The organism is Pontibacillus salipaludis (assembly GCF_014642405.1).
Lineage (GTDB): Bacteria > Bacillota > Bacilli > Bacillales > BH030062 > Pontibacillus > Pontibacillus salipaludis.
In genome coordinates this window covers 65,489-88,931 of the sequence record NZ_BMIN01000004.1, presented here as the reverse complement: position 1 = coordinate 88,931, position 23,443 = coordinate 65,489, and the positions used below count along the sequence as shown (strand labels likewise).

Sequence of the window (23,443 nt, the reverse complement as noted above, 5' to 3'; positions counted from 1 at the left end):
GAATCGGAAATGATTCGGGGGCTTTCTTATCTACCTAACCATCCGCCGTCAACGGCTAATTGATGACCATGGACGTAATTCGAAGCTTCTGAAGCAAGAAACACTGCAGTCCCCTTAAAGTCATCCGGTTTCCCCCAGTCTCCGGCAGGGATGCGGTCTAGTATTTGTTGATTCCTGTTTTCATCATTGATTAATGCAGTATTCATTTCTGTGGCTACATAACCAGGAACAATCGTATTTACATTTATATGATGCTGGGCCCATTCATTGGATAACGCCTTCGTTAACTGTGAAACCCCGCCTTTTGAAGCTGCGTATGCAGGAACATTGATACCGCCCTGATAAGAAAGCAAGGAAGCAAAGTTGATGATTTTTCCGCTTTTTTGTGGAACCATATACCGTCCGGCCTGCTGACATAGTATCCATGTTGTTTTTAGATTGATATTCAACACGTCATCCCAATCAGATTGAGGAAAATCCACAGCCGGAGATCGTCTCTGGATCCCTGCTGCATTGACAAGAATATCGATTTGACTAAAACGTTCCACAACATCAGGTATAGCGCGTTCTACCTCTTCCTGTCTATTTAGATCGCAAGGAATAATTTCGCATTTTCGTCCTAAGCGTTCTATTTCCTCTTTTAGATCGGTTTTATCTCAATTTCTTTGCAGTAACGCTAGATTTGCTCCTGCTTCAGCTAATGCTGTAGCGACAGAGCGTCCAATGCCTCGCGTGCAACCAGTAACGGCAGCTACTTTTCCTTCTAAGTTAAATAAATCATAACTCATCAAAAAATCTCCTTTATGTATCATTGATAGAGCGCTTACAAAACCCTATATATGCAACTTCGCTGAAAGTGGAGAAAAATCCTTTCTTTATCGTTTGTGAATATTGAAATATTTTTTCTTCGATTCATTCCGCTCCTATTAATCTTAGCTATAAATTTCATAATCAGGTGTTCTTTTAAAGGGAGTATGTGTATAATGGGAACGTACGTTCTTTTTATTGGAGGGGTAGTTGTGGAGAAAGAAAGTAATAGACAAAACCAGGGAACGATTAAGTGGACCAGCTTGATGTTAACAGAGCACATTGCGACGTTGAAAAAAGTCTGGAAAGAGGATGAACGGGTGAAGAAAGGGTTGATCGCAATGGATAAGGCTGTCGAAGTTGATTTTTTAGTAAGGAGAGCCTTGAACGATTCTCTTCCAGTTCAACTTCGTTACTTTTATGGAGATTCGTTGTGTGAAGAAAGGGTAAAAATTTCTGCTCTTGAGGCGGCGAATAAGAAAATTAGAGTTATAAAGTTAGCATGTAAGTCTGAATTATCGATAGACATTCGTGCGATTACAGATATTAAAATACTATAATAATCAATATATGCTCACCATATAGCAAGCTGGTACATACTATAAAGCTGAGCATATGTACCTTAAGAATAGCAATGGAAAAGAGAATGAGAAAGAAAAATGAATGGATGTTCATTTTGTGAAACATTTTACTGTTCAAATTCTCAATTAGAAGTTATAATGAGAATTGTACTCAACTAAATACGATTCCATCTTCGGGGCAGGGTGAAATTCCCGACCGACGGTGAGGGACCCACTTGGTGTTCTAAGTCCGTGACCCGCTTGGCGCATATATGTGCCGATCGGTGGACCTGGTGAGAATCCGGGACCGACAGTTACAGTCTGGATGGGAGAAGATGTAGAGCGAAAATAGGTATATATGATACCTTTATTTCTCTATGGTCTTTTATCAACCCTGAAGCAACTATATGCTTGAGGGATTTTTTGATGGAATGCACTATAGCGATTTATTCGCTCACCTTCATCTGGGATGTGAATCGAGAGTAAAGATGAAGGAGGAGATCGATGATGAAACCAAGAGGTCAGTCATCCAAATTATTCAAGCTCATTACGCTCTCGTTAATGAGCACCATATCACTATTATTAATGCTGTTGGACTTTCCGCTTCCATTTTTGCCAGGATTTTTAAAAGTGGATTTCAGTGATGTTCCAGCTTTATTTGCGGCATTAATATTCTCACCGGTAGCCGGTATTATTGTGGAAGCTATGAAAAATGGCCTTCACTTCATGCTTGGAAGTGGAGACCCTATTGGTGCAAGTGCTAACTTCTTAGCTGGAGTTATGTTTATCTTGCCAGTTTCCTTGTTATATCACCGTTTCAAGAGTGTAAAAGGTGTTGTATCTGGTCTTGTGACAGGTACGATCGTAATGACACTCGGTATGTCTGTATTAAACTATCTTGTCATCCTACCAGCTTATACATGGTTGATGGGCTTTGAAGTAGCAGGATCAAAAATGGCCTATGTAACAGCATTTATCATGCCGTTTAATGCTGTAAAAGGCATTATCGTTGGAATGCTCTTTGTTCCTTTATTCGTAAAAATGAGGCCATGGTTTGAACAGAAACAAACGAAATCAATTAAAGCTGCATAGCAATAAATATATAAAGAAGTCCCCTGCACTAATGTGCAGGGGACTTCTTTGTATTCTTGAATATGTACTTAATGTTTATCAATATTTGCTCAAGAATATGGTAGTGATGTTGAAGACTCGAAGCTGACAGAATGTTTCCGTTTGCGTTGTTGGAGCGTGAGGTGGTTCGGGAAAGCGAGTCGTCCCCCAGACATCTCTAGCACTCAAAAAAAGTAACGACCCTATCTACATAAAAGTTCCTGCTATTCAATAATATTCTATATTAAATAGGGGTATGGGGTTGGGGTGTTTGATAAAAAGAACATCACACTTTAGAAGTGTGATGCTCTTTATGGTTGAACCTAAACGTCGCGGCGTTTTTTAATGCTGTATTTTGTATGAGCGACAACGGTTTTCTCGAAGTCTAAATTACGCTCATGAAAATCATCCATGATTGTCATGTCGCAAACAACCGAGTTTTCTAATTTAGAAGAAGTTACGACAGCTTCTAACTGTTGGCCGTCTCTTTGGAAGGTGATAATATCGCCTTCGGTTGCTTTATCTTCTTCTTTTACTTTTTCTTCCTCTTGTTGTTGCTGTTCTTCTTCTGCATTTTTCTTTTCAAACGCAGCATTTACTAAATCTTTGCTCATATTTTCATCAGCCATGAGAAGTTCCCCTTCCTAGTGAAATGTAGTTGTTTTTTGTTTTTCGTTTGTGTCAAGATTCAGGCCAAGGGTTTCCTTATCTATACCCTTATTCAAAGGCCGTCATTCTCCCTAGAGTATTACTCTAACATGATTCTTTTTTCTATTTAAACAAGAAGTTTAAATAGAATCAATAACTTCTTCATACATTTTAATGGATTTGTTAAACGTTTACAAAGGTAATGAGGATTTTGTTCCCTACATCAGGAATGTTTCCGTTGGGTTTAACCTATAAAAAGTAAAGGCTAAATAGGTAGCAAACGTTGTCCAAAGGAGGTATGGCACAAGGAGCCATGGGCTAACCTTATTGTACTTCCGGATTAAAATGATTAGAATGCCGGTTGTAACGGCTACTAAAAAAGTATCTACCGTCGCAAGTAGTAAGTCTTTCATCTCAAATTGGAAGAAGCTAAATAATTGATTCGTTACATAATTAATAATAAAGATGATCCAAAACAGTGGGGAAAATGGCTCTTCTCCCTTTGAATTCCACGCCAACACAATAGATAGTGAGATAAAGGCGAAAAGTACAGCCCAAATGATTCCGATTATTGATCCTGATGGAGTCCAGGAAGGCTTGTCTAAGCTGTTATACCATTCTTGATCAATAGGAAACAAGAATCCTGATATGCTAAATAACCCGTAAATAAGTAAGAAAAGTAGAGTTCCTTTTACTACTTTGTTCATGATCTCCTGCTCCTTTCCAATGAATTAGACAAAGAGGAAGGCAAGCTACACAACATATGTTGTTATATAGCTTGCCTCATATGTGCCTTTTCCATTAAGAGGATTCTTCTTGTTCTTCAACCAAGTATCGAGCAGTAGGCATCGCCTGTAGTCGCTCATAGGGGATGGGTTTCCCTGAATGTTCGGAATAGCCATATGTTCCTTTTTCTATACGTTCGAGTGCTGCATTAATCTCCTCAAGCTGTTCCTCCGCATGTTCGCTAAGAGTGTAAGCTTTTTCTCGTTCAAATTTCTCAGTGCCAAGGTCGCCGGGGTGGCTATTTACATTTGATAATTCACCGACTGAGTTTCCTTGGTCCTCTTCTTCATTTACATAACCATCATGATTATGGTGTTCCTTTTCCGCTTCTTCTTTCATAACATGTAGTTGCTTTTTAAGTTCTTGTAATTGCTGATCAGTTAACATCATGAATACTCCTTTCAAATGAGGGAGGAGGAGAGACTATTTCTTTTTTGGAACAACACCGACGGTACAGCGCGAAAGGCAGATCAGTTCATCTTCTTCATCCACTACTTTGATTTCCCATACCATTGTACTTTTCCCAATGTGTGTTGGAGTAGCAATGCCGTAAACCGTACCGCTTCGCTTCGCTTTAATATGGTTGGCGTTAATTTCAATGCCGAACACATTATATTCTTCCATATCAACGTGGAGAATAGAACCAATACTTGCTGCTGTTTCCGCAAGAGCGACGCTTGCCCCTCCGTGTAAAAAACCAAGAGGCTGGTGGGTACGCTCATCTACAGGCATAGACAAAACGACACGTTCCTTTTTCATCTCAACCTCTTCAATCCCTAAAGCTCCCAATAATGTATTTTTAGCTGTTAAATTCATATCATCGTTCCTTTCTTTTTTATTTCCTTTTCAATCTAGAATCAAACATAACGGTACTTCTATCTGTATTCCTCTTATGATGTGGACAATCCTGCCTTTGAATAAAAATGCTCCCCTCCAAAGACAACAGTTATTAATTTAAACTGTCTACTTAGAGGGGAGCATTTGAATAATGATGAACTATTTTGGTTACCTATTTCATTTAGACAGAACGATGGGTGCGCTTCAAAGTGAAATGTTCCATTATTCTGCTTCCTTTTACCATGATACGGGTATAATAAATTGAAATAATAGCGAAAGGCCAAGTAAAAAGCCAAAGATTGTATTGGTCTGAGCTGTATATTTCATAGCTGGCATCATTGCCAAAGGAGTAGAATTTTTGGAGAATGTTTGAACAGCTCCTTTGGGTTTAGCTAAACTGATCAATACGATTAGAGACCATAAAGGAAGTAAGCCAATTGCAATATAAATAATTGTTAATACGTAAGCTAACCCAAACAACGTGGCAAGGAAGCGAATGGCTCCTTTACGTCCAAAGAGAATGGCCAGTGTTTTTCGTCCGTTCTCTTGATCTCCTTCTAGATCACGTATGTTGTTAGCAAGTAAAATTGCGCCGATTAAAATGGCAACAGGAATGGAAATAAGAATCACTTGAGATGTTACCATATTCGTTTGAATGTAGTAACTGATTCCTATAATGACGGTCCCCATAAAGAATCCAGAAACAAGCTCACCAAAAGGTGTATAAGCTATTGGGTAAGGGCCTCCTGTGTATAAATAGCCGCATAACATAGAAGCAATGCCAATTGCAGCAATCCACCAAGTCGTTAAGATACAGATATAAACACCTAAAATCATTGCTACACCAAAGAAGCTGAGCGCAAGTGCTAATACCTTTTTGGGAGGTATGCCATCACGAACAATAGCTCCGCCGATTCCCACAGATTGCTCTGTATCTAAACCACGCACATAGTCATAATACTCATTGAACATGTTTGTAGCTGCCTGGATGAGGATTGAAGCCAGAAGCATAGCGAGAAATAAACCTAAATGAAACGAACCATCAAGTCCTGCCAACATAGTACCAATGAATACAGGCACAAACGCTGCAGTTAACGTATGTGGTCGTAACAATCGCCACCAAACTTGCCAACCTTTACGTTCATTCAAGGCTGTTTGTATATCTTTTTTGTTCATGCTTTGCATCTTTTTCTCTCCTTAATTATGACTATTTTATAATAGTCCTATTTCAGTTTAGGCAAACTGTATGACACTGTCAATACGGAAAGAGCCTTTAGGAGCTACCATATAGGTGCTTGTATTGGGTAGTTATGCTTGTTAAAACTTCTCTATATAAAAGTATTGAATTTACTGTTTTTATTGGGATAACAGGATGCGGGTCGTTCGACGTTGTCACAGGACGTGACGGTTTTAGTCGAACTTCCTCTTCATATGACCAAGCCCCCTGTGCTTTTCTGGATCTAGCTCCGGCGGGTAAGGGCTAGCGAGATAAGTAATCTACTTCCAGTCTGCTACGCAGACTTGCAGCAGCTTACTTATCCGTACGCCCTTGACCAACCCGCCTGCGCTTTTCATTAGATCTAGCTCCGGCTCCTAGCCCCTAGTGTCATAAGCAAGAGAACTGCAGTCCGGTCCGCGAACTTCCGTTATCTTGCTTATGCATACGGGGCTGAACAGTCGCCTGTGCTTTTCTTTGATCTAGCTCCGGCGGGGAGGGCCTAGCGTGATAAGTCATCTTTTCTCCAAAGGCTAATCGCCTTTTCCGAAAAGCTGTCTTATCCGGCCCCACACGAGGTGGGGTCGTTCGACGTTGTCACAGGACGTGACGGTTTTAGTCGAACTTCCTCTTATGCAGCCGCCTGCGCTTTTCTTTAGATCTAGCTCCGGCTCCTAGCCCCTAGCGTCATAAGCAATCTACCTCCAGTCTGCTGCGCAGACTTGCAGTAGCTTGCTTATGCGTACGGGGCTGAACAGTCGCCTGTGCTTTTCTTTTTACTTGTTCTATATTAAAAAAGGGAATAAAATAAAGATGGGATTTTATGATTTATAATGATTTTTCGATATAATAGTACTGTTGTGCCAAAATATATAGTGACAAAGTCCCTGATGATTGGAGGGCATTCATTTGATTGAAACAACTTCGTTTTATCATGAAAAGCTTTATAAAGCTCTTTCAAATAGAAAGCATATAGACACGCCTCAGCTTATAAGTGTAACCACTAGGTTAGATTCAGTTGATTCCCTTGGTTTTTTCCAGGCGGGGAAAGTTTATCAGGGGGAACGGGTATATTGGACAAGTGCTGATACAGTGTTCACTCTTGTAGGTGTCGGGTCGGCTTATACCTTTGAGGCTGAGCAAAATCGCTTTTTCTCGACTAGGCAAATGTGGAATGATGTTCTAGAAGAGGCTATAATTGACAACCCATACGAAGTTCCCGGCACAGGGCCTGTTGCTTTAGGTGGGTTTTCGTTTGATCCTTTAAAGGAAGAGAATGGAACATGGAGTGATTTTCCTAACAGTAAAGTCTTAATTCCAATGTATTTGTTGACTGAGTGGGGAGAAGAGACCTATTTAACGATTAATATGATGATTCATCCAAACGATAACGAGGATGAACTATTTAATCTTGTTACAGAAGAATACCAGAAATTACTTGCTGGAACGTTCACTTATGAAGATGATGTGAGGGTTACGAATCAAGAAGAAGTTCGTCCTTTTGAATTCAAAGAAATTGTATCTAAAGCGACGGATCATATAAAAAGTAAACGATTAGGGAAAGTTGTTTTGGCCAGAGAGATGATTCTGTCATTTTCAGATGATCGTAAGGCTTCTTCTGTAATCCGCCAATTGAAAGAAGAGCAGACACAAAGTTATATATTTGCGTTTGAAAGTGGAGACTCTTGTTTTGTGGGAGCGACACCTGAACGCCTTGTTAAAGTTGAAGAAAATGAACTGTTATCAACGTGCTTGGCAGGAACGGTGCCACGTGGCAGAACTCCAAAAGAAGATGAAGCTTTAGGCCAAGCGCTGATCCGTGATGAGAAAAATTTGCAGGAACACGACTTTGTTGTACAAATGATAAAAAAAGCTGTAACAGGTTGTTGTGAAAATGTTCACGTACCAGATTCGCCTGTTTTATATCCGCTTCGTAACTTGCAACACCTTTATACACCTGTGAGTGGAACGCTTAAAGAAGGTGTATCGTTATTAGAAATCGTTGAGAAGCTCCATCCGACTCCTGCTTTAGGTGGGTATCCAAGAGAGGATTCTCTTCAGTTTATCAGAGATTATGAACCTTTCCATAGAGGTTGGTATGCCTCACCGGTAGGTTGGTTTGATAGTTATCAAAATGGTGAATTTGCTGTTGCTATACGCTCAGCGTTATTAAAGAAAGATCAGGCCATTCTTTTCTCAGGGTGTGGAATTGTAGAAGACTCTGATCCTGATGAAGAATACAAAGAAACTGCTGTTAAGTTCTTACCTATGATTCATGCTTTAGGAGGAAGAGAATGACACATACAGAAACCCTTACTAGATATGTGGCCAATTTTGTAGATGAGCTCGTCCAGACAGGATTAACCGATGTGGTCCTTTCTCCTGGATCGAGGTCCACACCATTGTCCATGACCTTCGCAGAACACGAAGCGGTGAACCATTGGATACATGTAGATGAACGTTCGGCAGCTTTTTTTGCGTTGGGTATAGCGAAAGAACAGCAAAAGCCAGTTGCGCTTGTATGTACATCTGGAACAGCAGCTGCCAATTATTATCCAGCGATTGTTGAAGCCTATTACAGCCGTGTTCCTTTATTAGTATTAACGGCTGACCGACCTCATGAACTTCGGAATGTAGGAGCTCCTCAGGCAATTGATCAGATTCATATGTTTGGTCAGTACGTAAAGTGGTTCGAGGAGATGGCGCTACCTGAGAGCAGTGAAGAAATGCTTAGGTACGTACGCAGCAAGGCTGCGAGAGCGTTTTACACATCCCTTGATCATAACCCTGGTCCTGTCCATCTGAACTTTCCGTTTCGTTCACCCTTGATTCCTGATTTCTCACTCGATCATTTATGGGGAGAAGGTTCTGCACGATCGTTTCATCATGCTTATCAAGGGGAAAGGACGGTTCAACCGGAGGTCATTGCGGAGATTAAATCAAGGGTAGACAAGCATCAAAAAGGTTTAATTGTATGTGGCCCTCAAACGGATCAAGATTTACCAGCTTCGATAACGCAGCTTGCTCGATATTTACAGCTTCCGGTACTAGCAGACCCGCTATCTCAAGTTCGCTCTGGTCAACATGAGAAGGACCATGTAATTGAAAGCTATGATGCAATATTAAAAAGTCCAACCGTGAGAGAGCAGTTTGTTCCTGATTTTATTATTCGCTTTGGAGCTATGCCTGTTTCGAAACCTTATTGGCTTATGCTCCAGGACCATCCTGAAATTGAACAGTACGTTATAGAATCTTATGAAGGCTTCCGAGAACCAAGTGGAAATGCAGCTTCTCTTATATTTGCTGATGGCAAACACTTCTGTGACACTTGGGTTAATCATTTTGAGTCATCTTTCTTTGATGTTGAATGGCTAAAGAAATGGCAAGAAGCCAATCAACTTGCTAAAGCATCGCTAATAGAAGATGAAGAGGGGACCCTCTCAGAAGGTCACGTCTTTACGGAGATCTTAAGGAGTTTCCCTGAAGAAGGCTCTCTTTTTGTAGGAAACAGTATGCCGATTCGCGATTTAGATACTTTTATGCTTACCACGCCAAAATCGATTCGAACACTAGCTAATCGAGGTGCTAATGGCATAGATGGAGTTGTCTCAAGTGCACTTGGAGCAGCTGCCTACGGTGAGAAGGTTACTCTTGTGTTGGGTGATTTATCGTTCTTTCATGATCTCAATGGTCTATTTGCAGCGAAACAGTTTGACTTAGATCTTCGAATTGTGGTGATCAACAACGAAGGGGGAGGCATTTTCTCTTTCTTGCCTCAAGCTGAGCATAAGAAACACTTTGAGCCTTTGTTTGGAACGCCTTTAGCCCTTGACTACAGTAAAGTCATTGAGATGTACGGTGGACAGTATGAAGAAGTAGCCTCATGGGAGCAATTCCGAGATTCTTTAGGTAGAACTTCTGAAGCTAAAGGATTGTCCGTCATTGAAGTAAAAACAAACAGGGAAGAAAATGCTGCTTGGCATCGTCAAAAGTGGAAACAAATTGAACGTGCCTTATTAGAAAGGTGATGATTGACGATGTATGTAAAGGTACACGAACAAAATTATTGGGTTGATATAATAGGAGAAGGAGAGCCTGTATTGCTTTTGCATGGTTTTACAGGGTCTCACTCCACATGGGACGAACTAGTAAGCACCCATCAAGGAGAAATGCAGTGGATTAGAATAGATCTTCCTGGGCATGGAAAAACAGAGGTTACAGAAGATTTTACGATGGAGTCTGTTTGCAAGGATATTAGCGAACTTCTAGCACAGTTGTCCTTGTCATCTGCCCATGTAATAGGCTATTCTATGGGTGGAAGAACAGCTCTTTCATTTGCCATGGCCTACCCTGAAATGGTGAGAAGTTTAACGCTTGAAAGTGCAAGTCCTGGACTTCACTCCACACAAGATCAACTTGCTCGTCAAACGAAAGATGAAGGGTTAGCACAATCTCTAGAGCAAGAGGGTATGGAAGCTTTTGTGGACAAATGGGAGGATCTCCCTTTGTTTGAAAGCCAAAAAGGTTTATCAGAAGATATCCAGAACAGAATTCGTAGAGAGCGTTTGAGTCAGACACCAAAAGGATTAGCTGCTTCTTTACGTGGTATGGGTACAGGTGTACAACCATCTTGGTGGGACCGCTTATCCACATTTACAAAGCCCGTTCTACTTGTTACGGGTGAATGGGATGAGAAGTTCACATCCATTGCCAAACAAATGGAAGATCAATTTCTGAATGCAAGCCATGAAAGCATACCACAAACTGGTCATGCAATTCATGTGGAACAAGCGCAAACTTTTGCTAAAATAGTATATGACTTCATCGTTTCAAGTGAAACTGAATGAAAGCGCTATAATTAAAAGGAGGAATTTACATATGTCAGCAGTAGAATGGATTAATGAACGTCATTATGATGACATCCTTTATCAAACTCATGATGGAATTGCAAAGATTACCATCAACCGACCTGAAGTACGAAACGCTTTTCGCCCTCACACGGTTAAAGAATTATTAGATGCGTTCTCTTACGCACGCGATGATTCTAAAATCGGTGTAATTGTTCTTGCTGGTGCAGGAGATGATGCATTCTGTGCAGGAGGAGATCAGAAAGTTCGCGGTCACGGCGGTTATGTAGGAGAGGACGAAGTACCACGTCTTAATGTATTAGACTTACAACGTTTAATTCGCGTTATTCCAAAGCCGGTTGTAGCAATGGTTTCTGGATATGCGATTGGTGGTGGCCACGTTCTTCACGTAGTATGTGACCTTACAATTGCAGCGGACAATGCAATCTTTGGACAAACTGGACCAAAAGTTGGAAGTTTCGATGCAGGGTACGGAGCTGGATTATTAGCTCGTATGGTTGGTCATAAGAAAGCTCGCGAAATTTGGTACTTATGCCGCCAATATTCTGCTAAAGAAGCAGAAGATATGGGTATGGTAAATACGGTTGTGCCATTAGAGAAGCTTGAAGAAGAAACCGTACAGTGGTGTCAGGAAATGCTTGAGAAATCACCTACGGCTCTACGCTTCTTGAAAGCGTCCTTTAACGCTGATACCGATGGTCTTGCGGGGCTTCAACAAATGGGAGGCGACGCAACGCTTCTTTATTACACTACAGAGGAAGCAAAAGAAGGTCGCGATGCCTTTAAAGAAAAACGCAAACCGAACTTCAAACAGTTCCCGCGTTTCCCATAAGCCGATTGTTGTTTAGAGGGTGCCTGTGAAGAGCTCCCCCTCCTAATGGGGGCTCCACAGGCAGCCTTTTTTTATTAGCTGTCTGATATTGTTGATTATTATGTTCTATATAAGTTTGTTATATGGAACACTTGAAACTGAGTTATCTTTGTCTGGTTTGGTCGTTACGTTAGTTGAGTGCTGGGGGTGTCTGGGGAACGACTCGCGTTCCGCGGGCGAGCTGTCGAGCCTCCTCGGGAAACCCACCCTGCGGGGTCTCGTCGACCTCTTTCTCCCGCAGGAGTCTCCCCGTTCCCCAGACACCCCTGGCTCTAGTTTGTACAAACGACCCTGTAGCTTTTGTGTGGGGTAGTTTGCAGCGAGCCCACATTGCGCATGTTTACGTTAAATCTAATATGGAAAAGATGGTTCGGGAAATTGCGAGACTCCTGCGGCAGAAGGAGCCTAGGGGAGACCCCGGAGGGAGCGGATGCGACTGAGGAGGCTCCCCAGCTCGCCGCGGAAAGCGAGTGATTTCCCGAATCATCTTACCCTCAATTTAAGCAAACGGAAACATTTTCTCGGCTTCGAGTCTGCAACAATCCTGCCATGTTCTTGAACAAACTTGTTAGATAATCATAATTTTTGGTGATGTTAATAGTGGAAAGGGTGAGAAATATGAGCGAACAAACAATGCCGAATTGGTTAGACCAGCGTGCTTTTTTGACACCAGAACGTGTAGCTCTTGTCACAGAAGATGAGATCCTGACATTCTCCGAACTCCAAAAACGAACAAAAGAGATGGCATCACGCTTATCTTCCCTTGGAATTCAAAAGGATGAGCATATTGCTGTTTATGCTAAGAGTTCTGTTGAAATGGTTCAAATGATACATGCTCTTTCCTATTTGGGTGCTGTTGGGGTGATGTTGAACACGCGGTTAACGATCGAAGAGCTTGTTTTTCAAGTAACCGACTCCAGTTGTGCTTACATTATAGGAGAAGATTCATTTAAGGACACATTAAAAGAAATAGGAAAGCAAACAGAAACCCCATCTTTATCATTTGAAGAGTTGAAAGGTTATCAAACTGTTCCCTCTTCGATGTTTGAAGAGGTCATCATGGACGCTCCTTATACGATCCTTTATACATCTGGGACTACAGGTTCTCCAAAAGGGGTTATGCTTTCTTACAGTAACCACTGGTGGAGTGCAGTAAGTTCAGCCTTGAACCTTGGTATAACAGAAAAAGACCAATGGTTGGCTGCGCTTCCTCTATTCCATGTCGGTGGGCTGTCTATTCTTATGAAAAGCGTGATTTATGGAATGCCAGTTCATTTACACACCTCATTTGATATTGAAGCGGTGCATGATGCCATCATGAATAAAGGGGTTACAACGGTTTCAGTTGTATCGGTTATGCTTGATGGCCTTTTAGACCGATTAGGCTCTGAACGTTATCCCGCTAATTTTAGAGGAATGTTACTAGGAGGCGGCCCTGCTCCAGAAGTGTTGTTACATAAAGCGGCAGAAAAATCTGTTCCTGTTTTTCAAACATATGGTATGACGGAGACGGCTTCTCAAATTGTTACACTTAGTCCTGATTATGCCTTAGACAAGATTGGATCGGCTGGTAAACCTTTATTTCCTGCTCAACTTTCAATTGAACTAGATGGTAAACCAACAAGTGCCCATGAAATAGGAGAAATTGTTGTGAAAGGTCCAATGGTGACGGCCGGTTATTATAGAAGGCCTGAAACCAATGAAGATACGATTCAACAAGGGTGGCTTCGTACTGGTGATCTAGGGTTTAAAGATGAGGATGGCTTCCTATATGTAGTTGACCGTCGAAAAGATTTGATTATATCAGGAGGGGAGAATATCTATCCTGCTGAAATAGAAGGCGTTTTAAGCAGCCTCGAAAAAGTGAAAGAAGTTGGAGTTGTTGGCAAGGAAGATGAAAAGTGGGGGAGCGTCCCAGTAGCTTTTATTGTAGTAAGAGAAGGAATGGCGCTTACAAGGGAAGATATAGCAGCTTTCCAGAAAGAACATCTAGCCTCTTACAAACAGCCGAAAGAGATTTACTTTGTTAATCATTTACCTCGTAATGCAACGAACAAGCTTTTACGCAGGGAGCTTGCCAACTGGCTAAAACAGAGGAGAAATGTACAATGAACCTGACTTCTGTGAAGCTACATCGATATAAGATGGATCTTGTTACGCCCTTTACGACACATGCAGGTACGGTTAAACAGAGAGAGGGCATTCTTGTAGAAGCGATTGATTCAAGTGGTCGCTCAGGATGGGGAGAGGGGGTAGCCTTTTCAACTCCCTTTTATACTGCTGAGACGGTGGAAACCTCGTGGATTATGATGAAAAACCATTTTCTCCCTATGCTTCAAGAGAGCCTGATTCACCATCCTGCAGATTTACCTAAGATAGTAGAGAAGGAGCAGGGGCATCAAATGGCCAAAGCGGCTCTAGAAGGGGCTGTGTGGGATTTGTATGCAAAGCAACAAAATCAATCCCTGGCTTCTCTCATTGGAGGTGCTCAGCATTCTATCCCTGTCGGTGTTGTCGTGAGCTTATCAGAGAATCTTGGTGAACTAGTTCCGTATTATGAGAGTCAAGGGTACAAGCGTGTAAAAGTGAAGGTTCGAAAAGGGTATGAAAGGGAGGACATTGAAGCGGTTAAACGTTTATCATCTAACATTTCCGTAATGTTTGATGGAAATGGAGCTTATGGTGAAGAGGATCTCGAGCACCTTGCGTCATTAGATGACCTGGGCCTTCTGATGATTGAGCAGCCGTTTGTGTCTGGTGATTTCTATTTGCACAGAGAACTGCAACAACGGATGGACACACCTATATGTCTTGATGAGAGTATTGAAAGCTATCATGATGCTTATCAGGCGATCCAACTAGGAAGCTGTAAGACCATGAATATCAAAATCAGTCGTGTAGGTGGATTAACCGAAGCACTGAACATTTATGATTTATGTGTAGCTTCAGGTGTAGATGTGTGGTGTGGTGGGATGCTTGAAACTGGGATTTCAAGGGCGCACAATATAGCATTTGCCTCCCTTCCAAACATGACGATTCCAGGAGATATATCGGCTTCAAAACGTTACTGGCATGAAGACGTCATTACCCCTGAAGTCGAGTTGCAAGATGGAAGGGTGGAGGTCCCCCGACATACGCCAGGTATTGGGTATGAGGTAAATCGGCAACAGGTGAATCGGATCACACAAGAAACGTATATCTATCTGTTGTAAGAGTATCCCTCATAGCGGATGCTCTTATTTCATGAATAACTACTTATTAGTGATGCCTCTACCTTATCTTGAACCAAGAAATTTATATCCTGTCTCAAGTTTCCGTGGCCGACTTAAGGTGCTAGTTCTAAAGGTATAATCTGTAAGCGGTTAATCTGTTTAACTGCATGAGTAAAAATGATCATTCCTTTAGATTTAGGTTTATATTTCTTAGTAAACGGCTATTTCTCCACTATCTGATCGTATTGGAGGCTATAAGAAATGAATCGTTTTACTATTCCAAGAGATATTTATTTCGGAGAAAATGCGTTAGAGACATTAGAATCCTTAGAAGGTAAGAAAGCCGTTCTTGTCATTGGCGGTGGTTCCGTTAAGGAGAATGGAAATTTAGATAAAATACAAAGTCACTTAGCGAAAGCTAATATAGAAACTAAAGTGATTGAAGGCATTACGGAAGAGCCTTCTACTCAGCTTGTCCAGGATCATTTGGGAACATTAAATGAATATGAACCAGATTGGATCATCGGCATTGGTGGAGGTTCTCCAATGGATGCCGCCAAAGCAATGTGGATTTTCTATGAACGTCCAAACCTTTCATTCGAAGATGCTATGCAACCATTTAACCTGCCTGGTCTTCGTACGAAGGCTAAATTCATTGGAATCCCAACTACAAGTGGTACAGCTTCTGAGATCTCAAACTTATCCGTTATTACGGATTCAGAAACAGGTGTGAAGCACCCTCTTGCTGATTTCGAACTTACGCCAGACTTGGCTGTGATTGATCCAGTAATGGTAGAATCTATGCCGCAAAAAGTCATTGCTTATAGTGGTATGGATGCTGTCACACACAGTATTGAAGCTTATGTGGCTAAACCACGTACGACGTTTACAGATTCTCTAGCTATTGAGGCTCTAGAAACTCTAGATGAGCATTTGCTTAGTTCTTATAAAGGGAATCAAGAATCTAGAGAGAAAGTTCACTATGCTCAAGCGATGGCAGGTATGGCATTTGCGAATGCGGTACTTGGTAACGTTCACAGCATGGCCCATAAGAGTGGTCCAACATTTGAAGTTCCACATGGCTGTGCAAACGGTATTTATCTTCCGTATGTGATTCAATTTAACCGAAGTGTAGTTGGAGATCGCTTTGCTAAAATGGCTAAACGTCTAGAATTAAAAGGCGACACAGAAGAGCAGCTAGTAGACTCTCTAATCGAATGGGTTCGTGAGTTGAATCGTGAAATGGGTGTGCCAAATACCCTTAAAGAGTTTGGTGTTTCCGAAGACTTGTTCAAGGAGCACGTTGACCAAATGGCTAAGAATGCAATGGATGATCCATGCACAGGTACGAACCCGCGTGAAACTTCTGAAGAAGAAATGAAAAAGCTATTTGAAGCCGCTTATTATGGTAAAGAGGTAACGTTCTAAAGGTATAGGATATAGCCACCGTTTTTTAAAGACGGTGGCTTTTTTGTGTTGTTTTGTGATGTCGTAATGGGGGAGTTTTGTATTCATTTACTGCATTGAATAATGAATGTAATGAACACTTTGCATAAACAAGTATAAATTTGGAAAAGGTAAACCCCGAGACTATGAAAAAGGAGACGATGAAATGAAGAGAGTTTATTGGATGATTCCAAGTTTAGTGCTAGCTTTTAGTATGCTGATTACGCCTGTCATTCATCAAGTTTCAGCAGCAGAGATCACAGAACAAGATACTTCCGTACAAGAAGGTATAGACAAGGTGGTAGCAGAGATTGACACATTACAAAAAGCTATACAAGGTAATGGGGAACTTATTAAGGTCAACGAAGCAGGTAAAAAGATAGATGAAGCATGGGATTTAATCGAAGAGCAAGTTGAAGAAAAGAACCCAGAAGCTTATAAAAATATTGAAGAGAGTCTCTATCCTTTAATAGGAGAAGCACAGAAGCCATCCCCAGACATGAAAAAAATTCAAAAATTAATTCCTGAGACCACTGAGAAGTTAAAAGATTATCAGGCATCACTACAGCAATAAAAAAGGATCACCCTTTACGGGTGATCCTTTTGCTTTTTTTATTGGCTCTGTTACTGTTTAGTGTTGATTTTGTTCCATATGCCCCATTATGTTGAACAATTGAAGTTGAGAGAATACTTCCGTTTGCTTAAATTGAGAATAAGGTGGTTCGGGAAATCACTCGCTTTCCGCGGCGAGCTGGGAAGCCTCCTCGTTCGCTCCGCTCAGTGCGGGGTCTCCCCTAGGCTCCTACTGCCGCAGGAGTCTCGCAATTTCCCGAACCACCTTTGCCACATATAGAGGGAACGGAAGCATGCTACATAATGTGGGATGGGAAGTTAAATCCCCGCCATACTCAAGCTGAGGGGACGTTATTCATATTCTGATAAGGGGTGTCTGGGGAACGAGGAGACTCCTGCAGGAGAAAGAGGTCGACGAGACCCCGCAGGGTGGTTTTCACGAGGAGGCTCGACAGCTCGCCTGCGGAAAGCGAGTTGTTTCCCAGACACCCCTAGCTTTCAATAAACGTAACGGCCCCACACACAATAAAAGTGTCTCAGCTTCGAGTTCAACAATTTGTCCTATTCTTGAACAAGTTTGTTATAAAGAATAACAACATTAAGCTTTAACATAGCTTTTTTATTAGGCAACGTTCTCTACAGAAGTGAGTCGTTTTCTTCTCATAGCTACTATAAAGTAACTGATTGTTATGATTACGGATCCGAGTAAGAAGATGGCTAGGATACTACTGTCTTGCCACATTAGGTTATAATCACCTTCGGATATTACAGCTTTAAATCCTTCAACAGAATACGTCATAGGTAACACTGGATTAAACATTTGTAATGGTTCTGGAATCAGTTCTAGTGGGAATGTTCCAGCACTTGTTGTTAATTGCATGATTAGGATTAAAATGGCTATAAATCGTCCTGGATCTCCAAGTGTGGTAACAAGGACTTGAATCATTGCCATAAAGGTAAGACTCGTAAGAATACTAAAGAGATAGAAGTAGGGAACGCTTGCTACTTCAAGGCCTAATCCATATAGGATCACACTAGCTGCGATAACAGCTTGGATCAAACCTGCGCTTACTAGAACTCCGAATTTTGCAAAGAACCAACTGAATGCATTTCGTGGCGCAGCTGATGGTTCTTTCACGGGATAAACAATGGTAATAATTAAAGCTCCAACAAATAAACCAAGAGATAAGAAATAAGGAGTGAATCCAGTCCCGTAGTTAGGGACTTCATTTACACTGTTTTTATCCAGACCGACTGGTTTAGCGAGCATTTCTTCTGTCTTCATGCTCGTTTGTACGTCTTGTGCTTTTGAACTTGCTTCAGAAAGGTTGTTCTCAAATTCACTTGTTCCAGTCGTCAATTCATTGGTACCGCTTGAGAGATCGTTCGCACCTTTTGCTAATCTTTGAGATCCGTCTGCTAATTGAGAAGAACCAGTAAAGAGTTCATTAGCCCCTTGATTGACCTGGTTCGCGCCAGTTGCTAATTCAGAAGCACCAGCATTTGCATTACCTAATTTATCGTTGAATGTTTGGATACCAGCGACAAGTTTCTCTTCCCCTTGAACTAGATCAGAAGCACCGTTAAACAAATCTGTCTGGCCAGCTGATAGAGCTGTAGCTCCTTGTTTTAACGTAGTGTGAGCTTCTGAAAGAGAAGCCATTTGATTGGGAAGAGCAGCTGTTTTGTCTACGATTTTCTGTGAACCAGATGCTAATTGTCCTGTAGCCCCTGCTAGTTGTTGAGCTCCTTGATTTAATTGTTCAAGCTGAGCTAAAATCTTTTCCTGTTCTTCTTTTGGCATTTGTTCAATAACAGGTGCCAATCCGTCTTTCAGTCCGCCCACTTTTTCAGAGAGGGTTGCAGCAGATTGGTCTACTTGTTGTGCGCCATGTTTAAGAGTTTGTAAAGAAGCAGTAAGGTCTTTGGTAGATTGCTCTAGTCCGCCAGATTGTTGAACAAGCTGATCTAGTCCTTGCTCAAGTTGAGCAGCACCATCTTTCGACTGGGAGAGCCCATCTCGTAACTGAATAGCTCCGTTTTTAGACGCATCAGCTCCATTTATGATTTCACTGTATCCATCCTGGAGAGCAGTTAGACCTTGATTGAGGTCTGTTGCCCCCGTTGCTACTTGAGCAGTGCCCTGACGTAATTCTTTTGTTCCATCAGTGAACTGGAGCTGCTTATCAGTAAATGTTTTAAGCTTATCTTTTAATTCTTGTGCTCCTGAATCAAGATCCTTTGCTCCGTTGTTCAATTCACCTGCTTTTGAACTAGCATCAGCTAGGCCGGTCTTTAATTCATTAAATTGAGCAAACATAGCATTAGCATATGTTTCGGACATTTCGTCTGCTAACTTACCTTTCATTTGTTCCGTTGCTGATTCACCAATTTGTGCAGAGAGAAAGTTAAATCCTTCATTCGGGACATATTTTAACTGAAGTTTCTCAGGATTCTCGTCTAAGATGGTTGTAGCAGAAGCGGAAAAATTCTTTGGGATTTCAACTAGCATGTAGTATTCATGGTTCTTTAACCCATCATACCCTTCTTCCTTTGACACAACATCATATTTGAAATCTCCACTGTCCTCTAAATTATTAACAAATTCCTTTCCTACCGTAAGAGGTTCATCGTTAAAATCTGCCCCTTCATCTGAATTGACAATAGCAACCGGGAGTTGATCCATGCTTCCATAGGGATTCCAAAAGGCCCATAAGAACATACCACTATATATGAGCGGGATCATTAATACCGCTATAAATGGAATGAGTATCTTTTTATTGCTACCAATATGCTTTAGCTCAGATAGCCATAGTCTAAAACCATTCATTTAAATTCCTCCTAAATAATAAATGACTAAATCGTTCATTTGGTCATCTTGTGGCAAAAAAAGAAAAGGATCATCAAGATGGTGATAACCCTTTAAACACGTATTCATCAAATAAGTGCATGATTTCTTCTTTTTCAAGTGGTTGATGACGCTCTTCCCAGTCAATAATAAATGCTGTGTAGAGCTTGAACATCATAAAGGCTGTCATTTCTGGATGGCAAGGACGTATATCACCACGTTCGATAGCTTGCTCAATCTTTTCCCTAAGGTAAGCTGTAATTAAGCCCTCTACATTTGCCAGAGCCTCTTGAACGGCAGCTGTACCCATTTCCTTTGCCTCTTGTACCATTTGGATTGTAAGCTGATGACTACGTCGATACTGAAGTAGCTCGTATAAAGCTAGATGAACGTTTTCCTTTAGTGGCTTTTGATCATCAATAACCGATTCAGCTTGCGTTTTCATCTCTAACAAAAGGTTGGATATGATTTCTTGGAAGAGTTGCTCTTTGTTTTTGAAGAAGTTATAAATTGTTCCCTTCCCTACATTGGCTGCTTTAGCTACGTGATCCATAGTCGTTGCCTTGTACCCAAATGTAGCGAACGATTGATTTGCCGCTTTAATGATTTGTTGTTTTCTTTCATTGGACATTTTTTATCACCTGACCATTTGAACGATTTAGTCATTTTGTCTAAATTTGATTATACACCTTTTAATTTTTCATGCAAGTCCTTTTTATAGTGTTGACTTTACTCCTCCTCTTATTTAAAAAGGTGAATTTAAGATAGTGTGTAGGTTAAAGTGACCACCGCAAGGCTTAGGAGCGAGTCCGTTTCAAAGACACCTCTAGTTCCAATAACATATCGGTCCCGTCTAAAATAGTGGGGGAGTGAGCAAGTCGTTAGGCACACGAAAGAAATCTTGTTACACTGTCTCATACTGGGTAAGGGAACTATGCTTACCATCATCATACTTTAAAGAAAGAAGATGAAACAATGAGCGAACAAAATCAAACAAGTCGGTTGCAGTCTATTCCTTTTTCCGTATTGGATTTAGCGCCAATACGTGAAGACGGAGGACCAGCTGATTCTTTCAAAAGAACTGTAGATTTAGCTCAGCATACTGAAAGCCTAGGTTACAATCGCTACTGGCTTGCTGAACATCATAATATGCCGTTTATTGCTAGCTCTGCGACTTCTGTTTTAATTGGCCATGTAGCTTCTCAAACATCTAGAATCAAGGTGGGTTCAGGGGGAGTGATGCTTCCAAACCATGCCCCTCTTGTTATTGCGGAACAGTTTGGAACACTTGAGTCTTTATTCCCTGGGCGCATTGATCTAGGGTTAGGACGAGCGCCAGGTACAGACCAGTTAACCGCTCATGCCTTGCGACGCGGTGGTCAAAGCGGTCCTCATGATTTTCCGGATCAATTAGAAGAGCTTCGAAGTTACTTCGATCCCTCTCGTGGTCCAGCGAATCCTCACGTCCGTGCTTATCCTGGTGAAGGGTTGGATATTCCAATTTGGTTACTTGGTTCAAGTGGCTATAGTGCACAACTAGCAGGGGAAGAAGGATTGCCATTCGCTTTTGCGAGTCATTTTTCTCCTCAAGACACAGTGCCAGCTTTAGATTTATATAGACGAACCTTCAAGCCATCAGGCGCTTTAGAGAAACCACATGCTATGGTAGGAGTAAATGTAATTGCTGCTGAAACGGATGAAGAAGCAGAAAGGTTAGCCACAACGCTTCAACAGCAGTTCTTAAACCTAATACGTAAGAATGAATCTCCATTACCTCCGCCTGTTGATTCAATGGAAGGCATTTGGACGGAGTGGGAGAAGCAAGCATTAAAGCAACAACTAGGTTCTTCCATTATAGGGAGTAAGGAAACTGTAAAACATCAGCTCGAGTCATTTATTGAAAAGACTAGTGCCGATGAGGTCATGGTGATATCCCAGATTTACAATCATGAAGCTCGTCGTCGTTCTTATGAAATTGTAGCTGAACTGTTTAAAGGAGTATAAGAGTAAAAGGGCAGACAATCGTCTGCTCTTTTTTTATGTAGTAAAGGGATGAAGGGTGCCAGTCACGCTTCATCCCTTTACTAAGGTGAAATATAATTTTTTGTGATTGATCTATTTGAATTGAGAAATTTGGGCAAAGTAATCTAGAGTACATTTAAAGGAGGAAGTATGAATGCTTGAAGGAAAATCTGCTCTTATTACTGGCTCTGGTCAGGGAATCGGCTTTGAAATTGCGACTGAGTTTGCAAAAGCTGGTGCAAAGGTTATGTTAAATGATATCAATGAAGAAACACTTAATAAATCTGTAGAGGAATTGAGGTCTCAAGGTCATACTGTTGAAGGTGTAGTGGCGAATGTAGCTAAGGAAGAAGACGTTAAGAACGCCATTGAAAAAACCGTAGAGAAGTTTGGTTCTATTGATATCCTTGTAAACAATGCTGGAATTCAACATGTAGCTCCAGTTGAAGAATTTCCAAGTGAGAAATATGAATTAATCTTGGACATTATGTTGAAGGGACCTTTCTTCGGAATCAAATACGCGTTCCCTCACATGAAAGAACAAGGCTATGGCCGCATACTAAATATGGCTTCCATCAATGGATTAATTGGATTTGCAGGTAAGGCCGGATATAATAGTGCAAAACATGGTGTAATTGGACTCACAAAAGTTACGGCTTTAGAAGGCGCAGACCACGGCATTACGGTCAATGCCATTTGCCCAGGCTATGTAGACACACCACTTGTTCAAAATCAGTTAGAAGACCTAGCAAAGACTAGAAATATTGATAAAGAAAAAGCATTAGAAGAAGTTATCTACCCTCTTGTACCACAGAAGCGTTTACTTCAAGTACAAGAAATTGCAGATTACTCTATTTTCTTAGTAAGCGACAAAGCAAAAAGTATCACCGGTCAAGCTGCTGTTATTGATGGCGGTTACACGGTTCAATAAAACTTTAATACTTATGCCCTTAGAGTATATAAGCTCTAGGGCATTATTTATTTCTGAATATATCCATATATTCCCGCAAATGTGGAAGGGGCCGTTACGCTTATGAGTGCTTGGGCTTGCTCGGGGACAACTCGCTTTCCTGCGGGGAGCTGGGAAGCCTCCTCATTCGCTACGCTCTCTGCGGGGTCTTCCCTAGGCTCCTTTTCCCGCGGGAGTCTCGCAGTCCCCGAGCAAGCCCTGGCTTAAAAGAGATGAACGGCCCCACACGTTGTATGAGAAGGTTTAAAGCTCTCCTATGTGGCATGTTTTCGTTCGTCCTTATATGGGAAAGGTGGGCCTGGAAACTGCGAGACTCCCGTGGGCAGAAGAGCCTAGTCTAGTTCTGGCGTGGAGGACCTAGCGAGACAAGTCATCTTTTTTACAAAGGCTTAACGCCTTTTACAAAAAGCTGTCTTATCCGTACGGTCCTAGGCACCACGCCTGCACTTTTCAATCTAGGTGAGACCCCGGAGACCGGCTTTGCCGGTTGAGGAGGCAGCTCCCCGCAGGAAAGCGAGTGGTTTCCAGGCCCACCTTAAACTCAATTAAAGCAAACGGAAACATTCTCTCAGCATCGAATAATCAAGATTATTGTCCTTTTGGAGCAGATGGTTATCATTTAATCCAAACATCACTATTAGTGAATACAAAAAACAAGAGCTTGGACTT

Annotated in this window: 19 protein-coding genes, 1 pseudogene and 1 riboswitch; of the genes and pseudogenes, 12 read left to right on the top strand and 8 right to left on the bottom strand. The window is 41.5% G+C overall.

Going from position 1 to position 23,443, the window contains the following annotated elements:
* Positions 1–26 precede the first annotated feature (26 nt).
* Positions 27–788: pseudogene (locus IEW76_RS06080) on the bottom strand (SDR family oxidoreductase).
* A gap of 195 nt (positions 789–983) precedes the next feature.
* Here IEW76_RS06080 and IEW76_RS06075 point away from each other — a divergent pair.
* A complete protein-coding gene (locus IEW76_RS06075; protein WP_188651890.1) occupies positions 984–1,367 on the top strand; it encodes a YolD-like family protein in 384 nt (127 codons plus the stop codon).
* A gap of 186 nt (positions 1,368–1,553) precedes the next feature.
* Positions 1,554–1,708, top strand: a riboswitch (FMN riboswitch).
* 163 nt (positions 1,709–1,871) lie between these two features.
* The gene (locus IEW76_RS06070; RefSeq protein WP_229721138.1) at positions 1,872–2,459 is read left to right on the top strand and encodes an ECF transporter S component; all 588 of its coding nucleotides are present in this window, start codon (positions 1,872–1,874) and stop codon (positions 2,457–2,459) included.
* Between the two features lie 341 nt (positions 2,460–2,800).
* Here IEW76_RS06070 and IEW76_RS06065 read toward each other — a convergent pair whose 3' ends face one another.
* The 5 genes from IEW76_RS06065 to IEW76_RS06045 all read right to left on the bottom strand — a co-directional run bounded on the left by IEW76_RS06065 (position 2,801) and on the right by IEW76_RS06045 (position 5,933).
* Positions 2,801–3,106 (bottom strand): YkvS family protein, encoded by a 306-nt coding sequence (locus tag IEW76_RS06065; protein WP_229721137.1) that lies wholly within the window; start codon positions 3,104–3,106, stop codon positions 2,801–2,803.
* Between the two features lie 237 nt (positions 3,107–3,343).
* Positions 3,344–3,832 (bottom strand): TspO/MBR family protein, encoded by a 489-nt coding sequence (locus tag IEW76_RS06060; protein WP_188651888.1) that lies wholly within the window; start codon positions 3,830–3,832, stop codon positions 3,344–3,346.
* Between the two features lie 94 nt (positions 3,833–3,926).
* Entirely contained in the window at positions 3,927–4,301 is a 375-nt protein-coding gene (locus IEW76_RS06055; protein ID WP_229721136.1) for a TraR/DksA C4-type zinc finger protein, read from the bottom strand.
* A gap of 33 nt (positions 4,302–4,334) precedes the next feature.
* On the bottom strand, positions 4,335–4,727 hold the full coding sequence (locus IEW76_RS06050; protein ID WP_036782707.1) for a hotdog fold thioesterase: 393 nt from the start codon (positions 4,725–4,727) through the stop codon (positions 4,335–4,337).
* 258 nt (positions 4,728–4,985) lie between these two features.
* Complete coding sequence (locus IEW76_RS06045; protein ID WP_188651886.1) at positions 4,986–5,933, bottom strand: 1,4-dihydroxy-2-naphthoate polyprenyltransferase; 948 nt, start codon at positions 5,931–5,933, stop codon at positions 4,986–4,988.
* Positions 5,934–6,873: 940 nt separating this feature from the next.
* Between IEW76_RS06045 and IEW76_RS06040 the strand changes: the two genes are divergently transcribed.
* The 8 genes from IEW76_RS06040 to IEW76_RS06005 all read left to right on the top strand — a co-directional run bounded on the left by IEW76_RS06040 (position 6,874) and on the right by IEW76_RS06005 (position 16,935).
* Positions 6,874–8,262, top strand: coding sequence for an isochorismate synthase (locus tag IEW76_RS06040; protein WP_188651884.1), 1,389 nt, complete (start codon positions 6,874–6,876; stop codon positions 8,260–8,262).
* Entirely contained in the window at positions 8,259–9,992 is a 1,734-nt protein-coding gene (gene menD / locus IEW76_RS06035) for a 2-succinyl-5-enolpyruvyl-6-hydroxy-3-cyclohexene-1-carboxylic-acid synthase (protein WP_188651883.1), read from the top strand. The genes IEW76_RS06040 and menD overlap by 4 nt, the downstream gene beginning before the upstream one ends.
* Positions 9,993–10,001: 9 nt before the next feature.
* On the top strand, positions 10,002–10,811 hold the full coding sequence (gene menH / locus IEW76_RS06030) for a 2-succinyl-6-hydroxy-2,4-cyclohexadiene-1-carboxylate synthase (protein WP_188651881.1): 810 nt from the start codon (positions 10,002–10,004) through the stop codon (positions 10,809–10,811).
* A 31-nt stretch (positions 10,812–10,842) separates the two neighbouring features.
* The gene (menB, locus tag IEW76_RS06025) at positions 10,843–11,664 is read left to right on the top strand and encodes a 1,4-dihydroxy-2-naphthoyl-CoA synthase (RefSeq protein ID WP_036782719.1); all 822 of its coding nucleotides are present in this window, start codon (positions 10,843–10,845) and stop codon (positions 11,662–11,664) included.
* A 657-nt stretch (positions 11,665–12,321) separates the two neighbouring features.
* On the top strand, positions 12,322–13,815 hold the full coding sequence (locus IEW76_RS06020; protein WP_188651879.1) for an o-succinylbenzoate--CoA ligase: 1,494 nt from the start codon (positions 12,322–12,324) through the stop codon (positions 13,813–13,815).
* Complete coding sequence (gene menC, locus IEW76_RS06015) at positions 13,812–14,915, top strand: o-succinylbenzoate synthase (RefSeq protein WP_188651877.1); 1,104 nt, start codon at positions 13,812–13,814, stop codon at positions 14,913–14,915. Before IEW76_RS06020 ends, menC begins: the two co-directional genes overlap by 4 nt.
* 261 nt (positions 14,916–15,176) lie before the next feature.
* Positions 15,177–16,343, top strand: coding sequence for an iron-containing alcohol dehydrogenase (locus IEW76_RS06010; RefSeq protein ID WP_188651875.1), 1,167 nt, complete (start codon positions 15,177–15,179; stop codon positions 16,341–16,343).
* Positions 16,344–16,527: 184 nt separating this feature from the next.
* Positions 16,528–16,935, top strand: a complete 408-nt coding sequence (locus IEW76_RS06005) for a hypothetical protein (RefSeq protein ID WP_188651873.1) — start codon at positions 16,528–16,530, stop codon at positions 16,933–16,935.
* Positions 16,936–17,556: 621 nt separating this feature from the next.
* On the opposite strand, the gene IEW76_RS06000 is transcribed toward IEW76_RS06005, so the two are convergent.
* Together IEW76_RS06000 and IEW76_RS05995 are read right to left on the bottom strand one after the other, a co-directional pair.
* Positions 17,557–19,764: a YhgE/Pip domain-containing protein gene (locus IEW76_RS06000; RefSeq protein WP_188651872.1), complete on the bottom strand. Its 2,208-nt coding sequence runs from the start codon at positions 19,762–19,764 to the stop codon at positions 17,557–17,559.
* Between the two features lie 73 nt (positions 19,765–19,837).
* Entirely contained in the window at positions 19,838–20,413 is a 576-nt protein-coding gene (locus IEW76_RS05995; protein ID WP_188651870.1) for a TetR/AcrR family transcriptional regulator, read from the bottom strand.
* 344 nt (positions 20,414–20,757) lie between these two features.
* On the opposite strand from IEW76_RS05995, the gene IEW76_RS05990 reads away from it, so the two are divergent.
* Positions 20,758–21,786, top strand: a complete 1,029-nt coding sequence (locus IEW76_RS05990) for an LLM class flavin-dependent oxidoreductase (protein WP_188651868.1) — start codon at positions 20,758–20,760, stop codon at positions 21,784–21,786.
* A gap of 172 nt (positions 21,787–21,958) precedes the next feature.
* On the top strand, positions 21,959–22,735 hold the full coding sequence (locus IEW76_RS05985) for a 3-hydroxybutyrate dehydrogenase (RefSeq protein WP_188651866.1): 777 nt from the start codon (positions 21,959–21,961) through the stop codon (positions 22,733–22,735).
* Positions 22,736–23,443 lie beyond the last annotated feature (708 nt).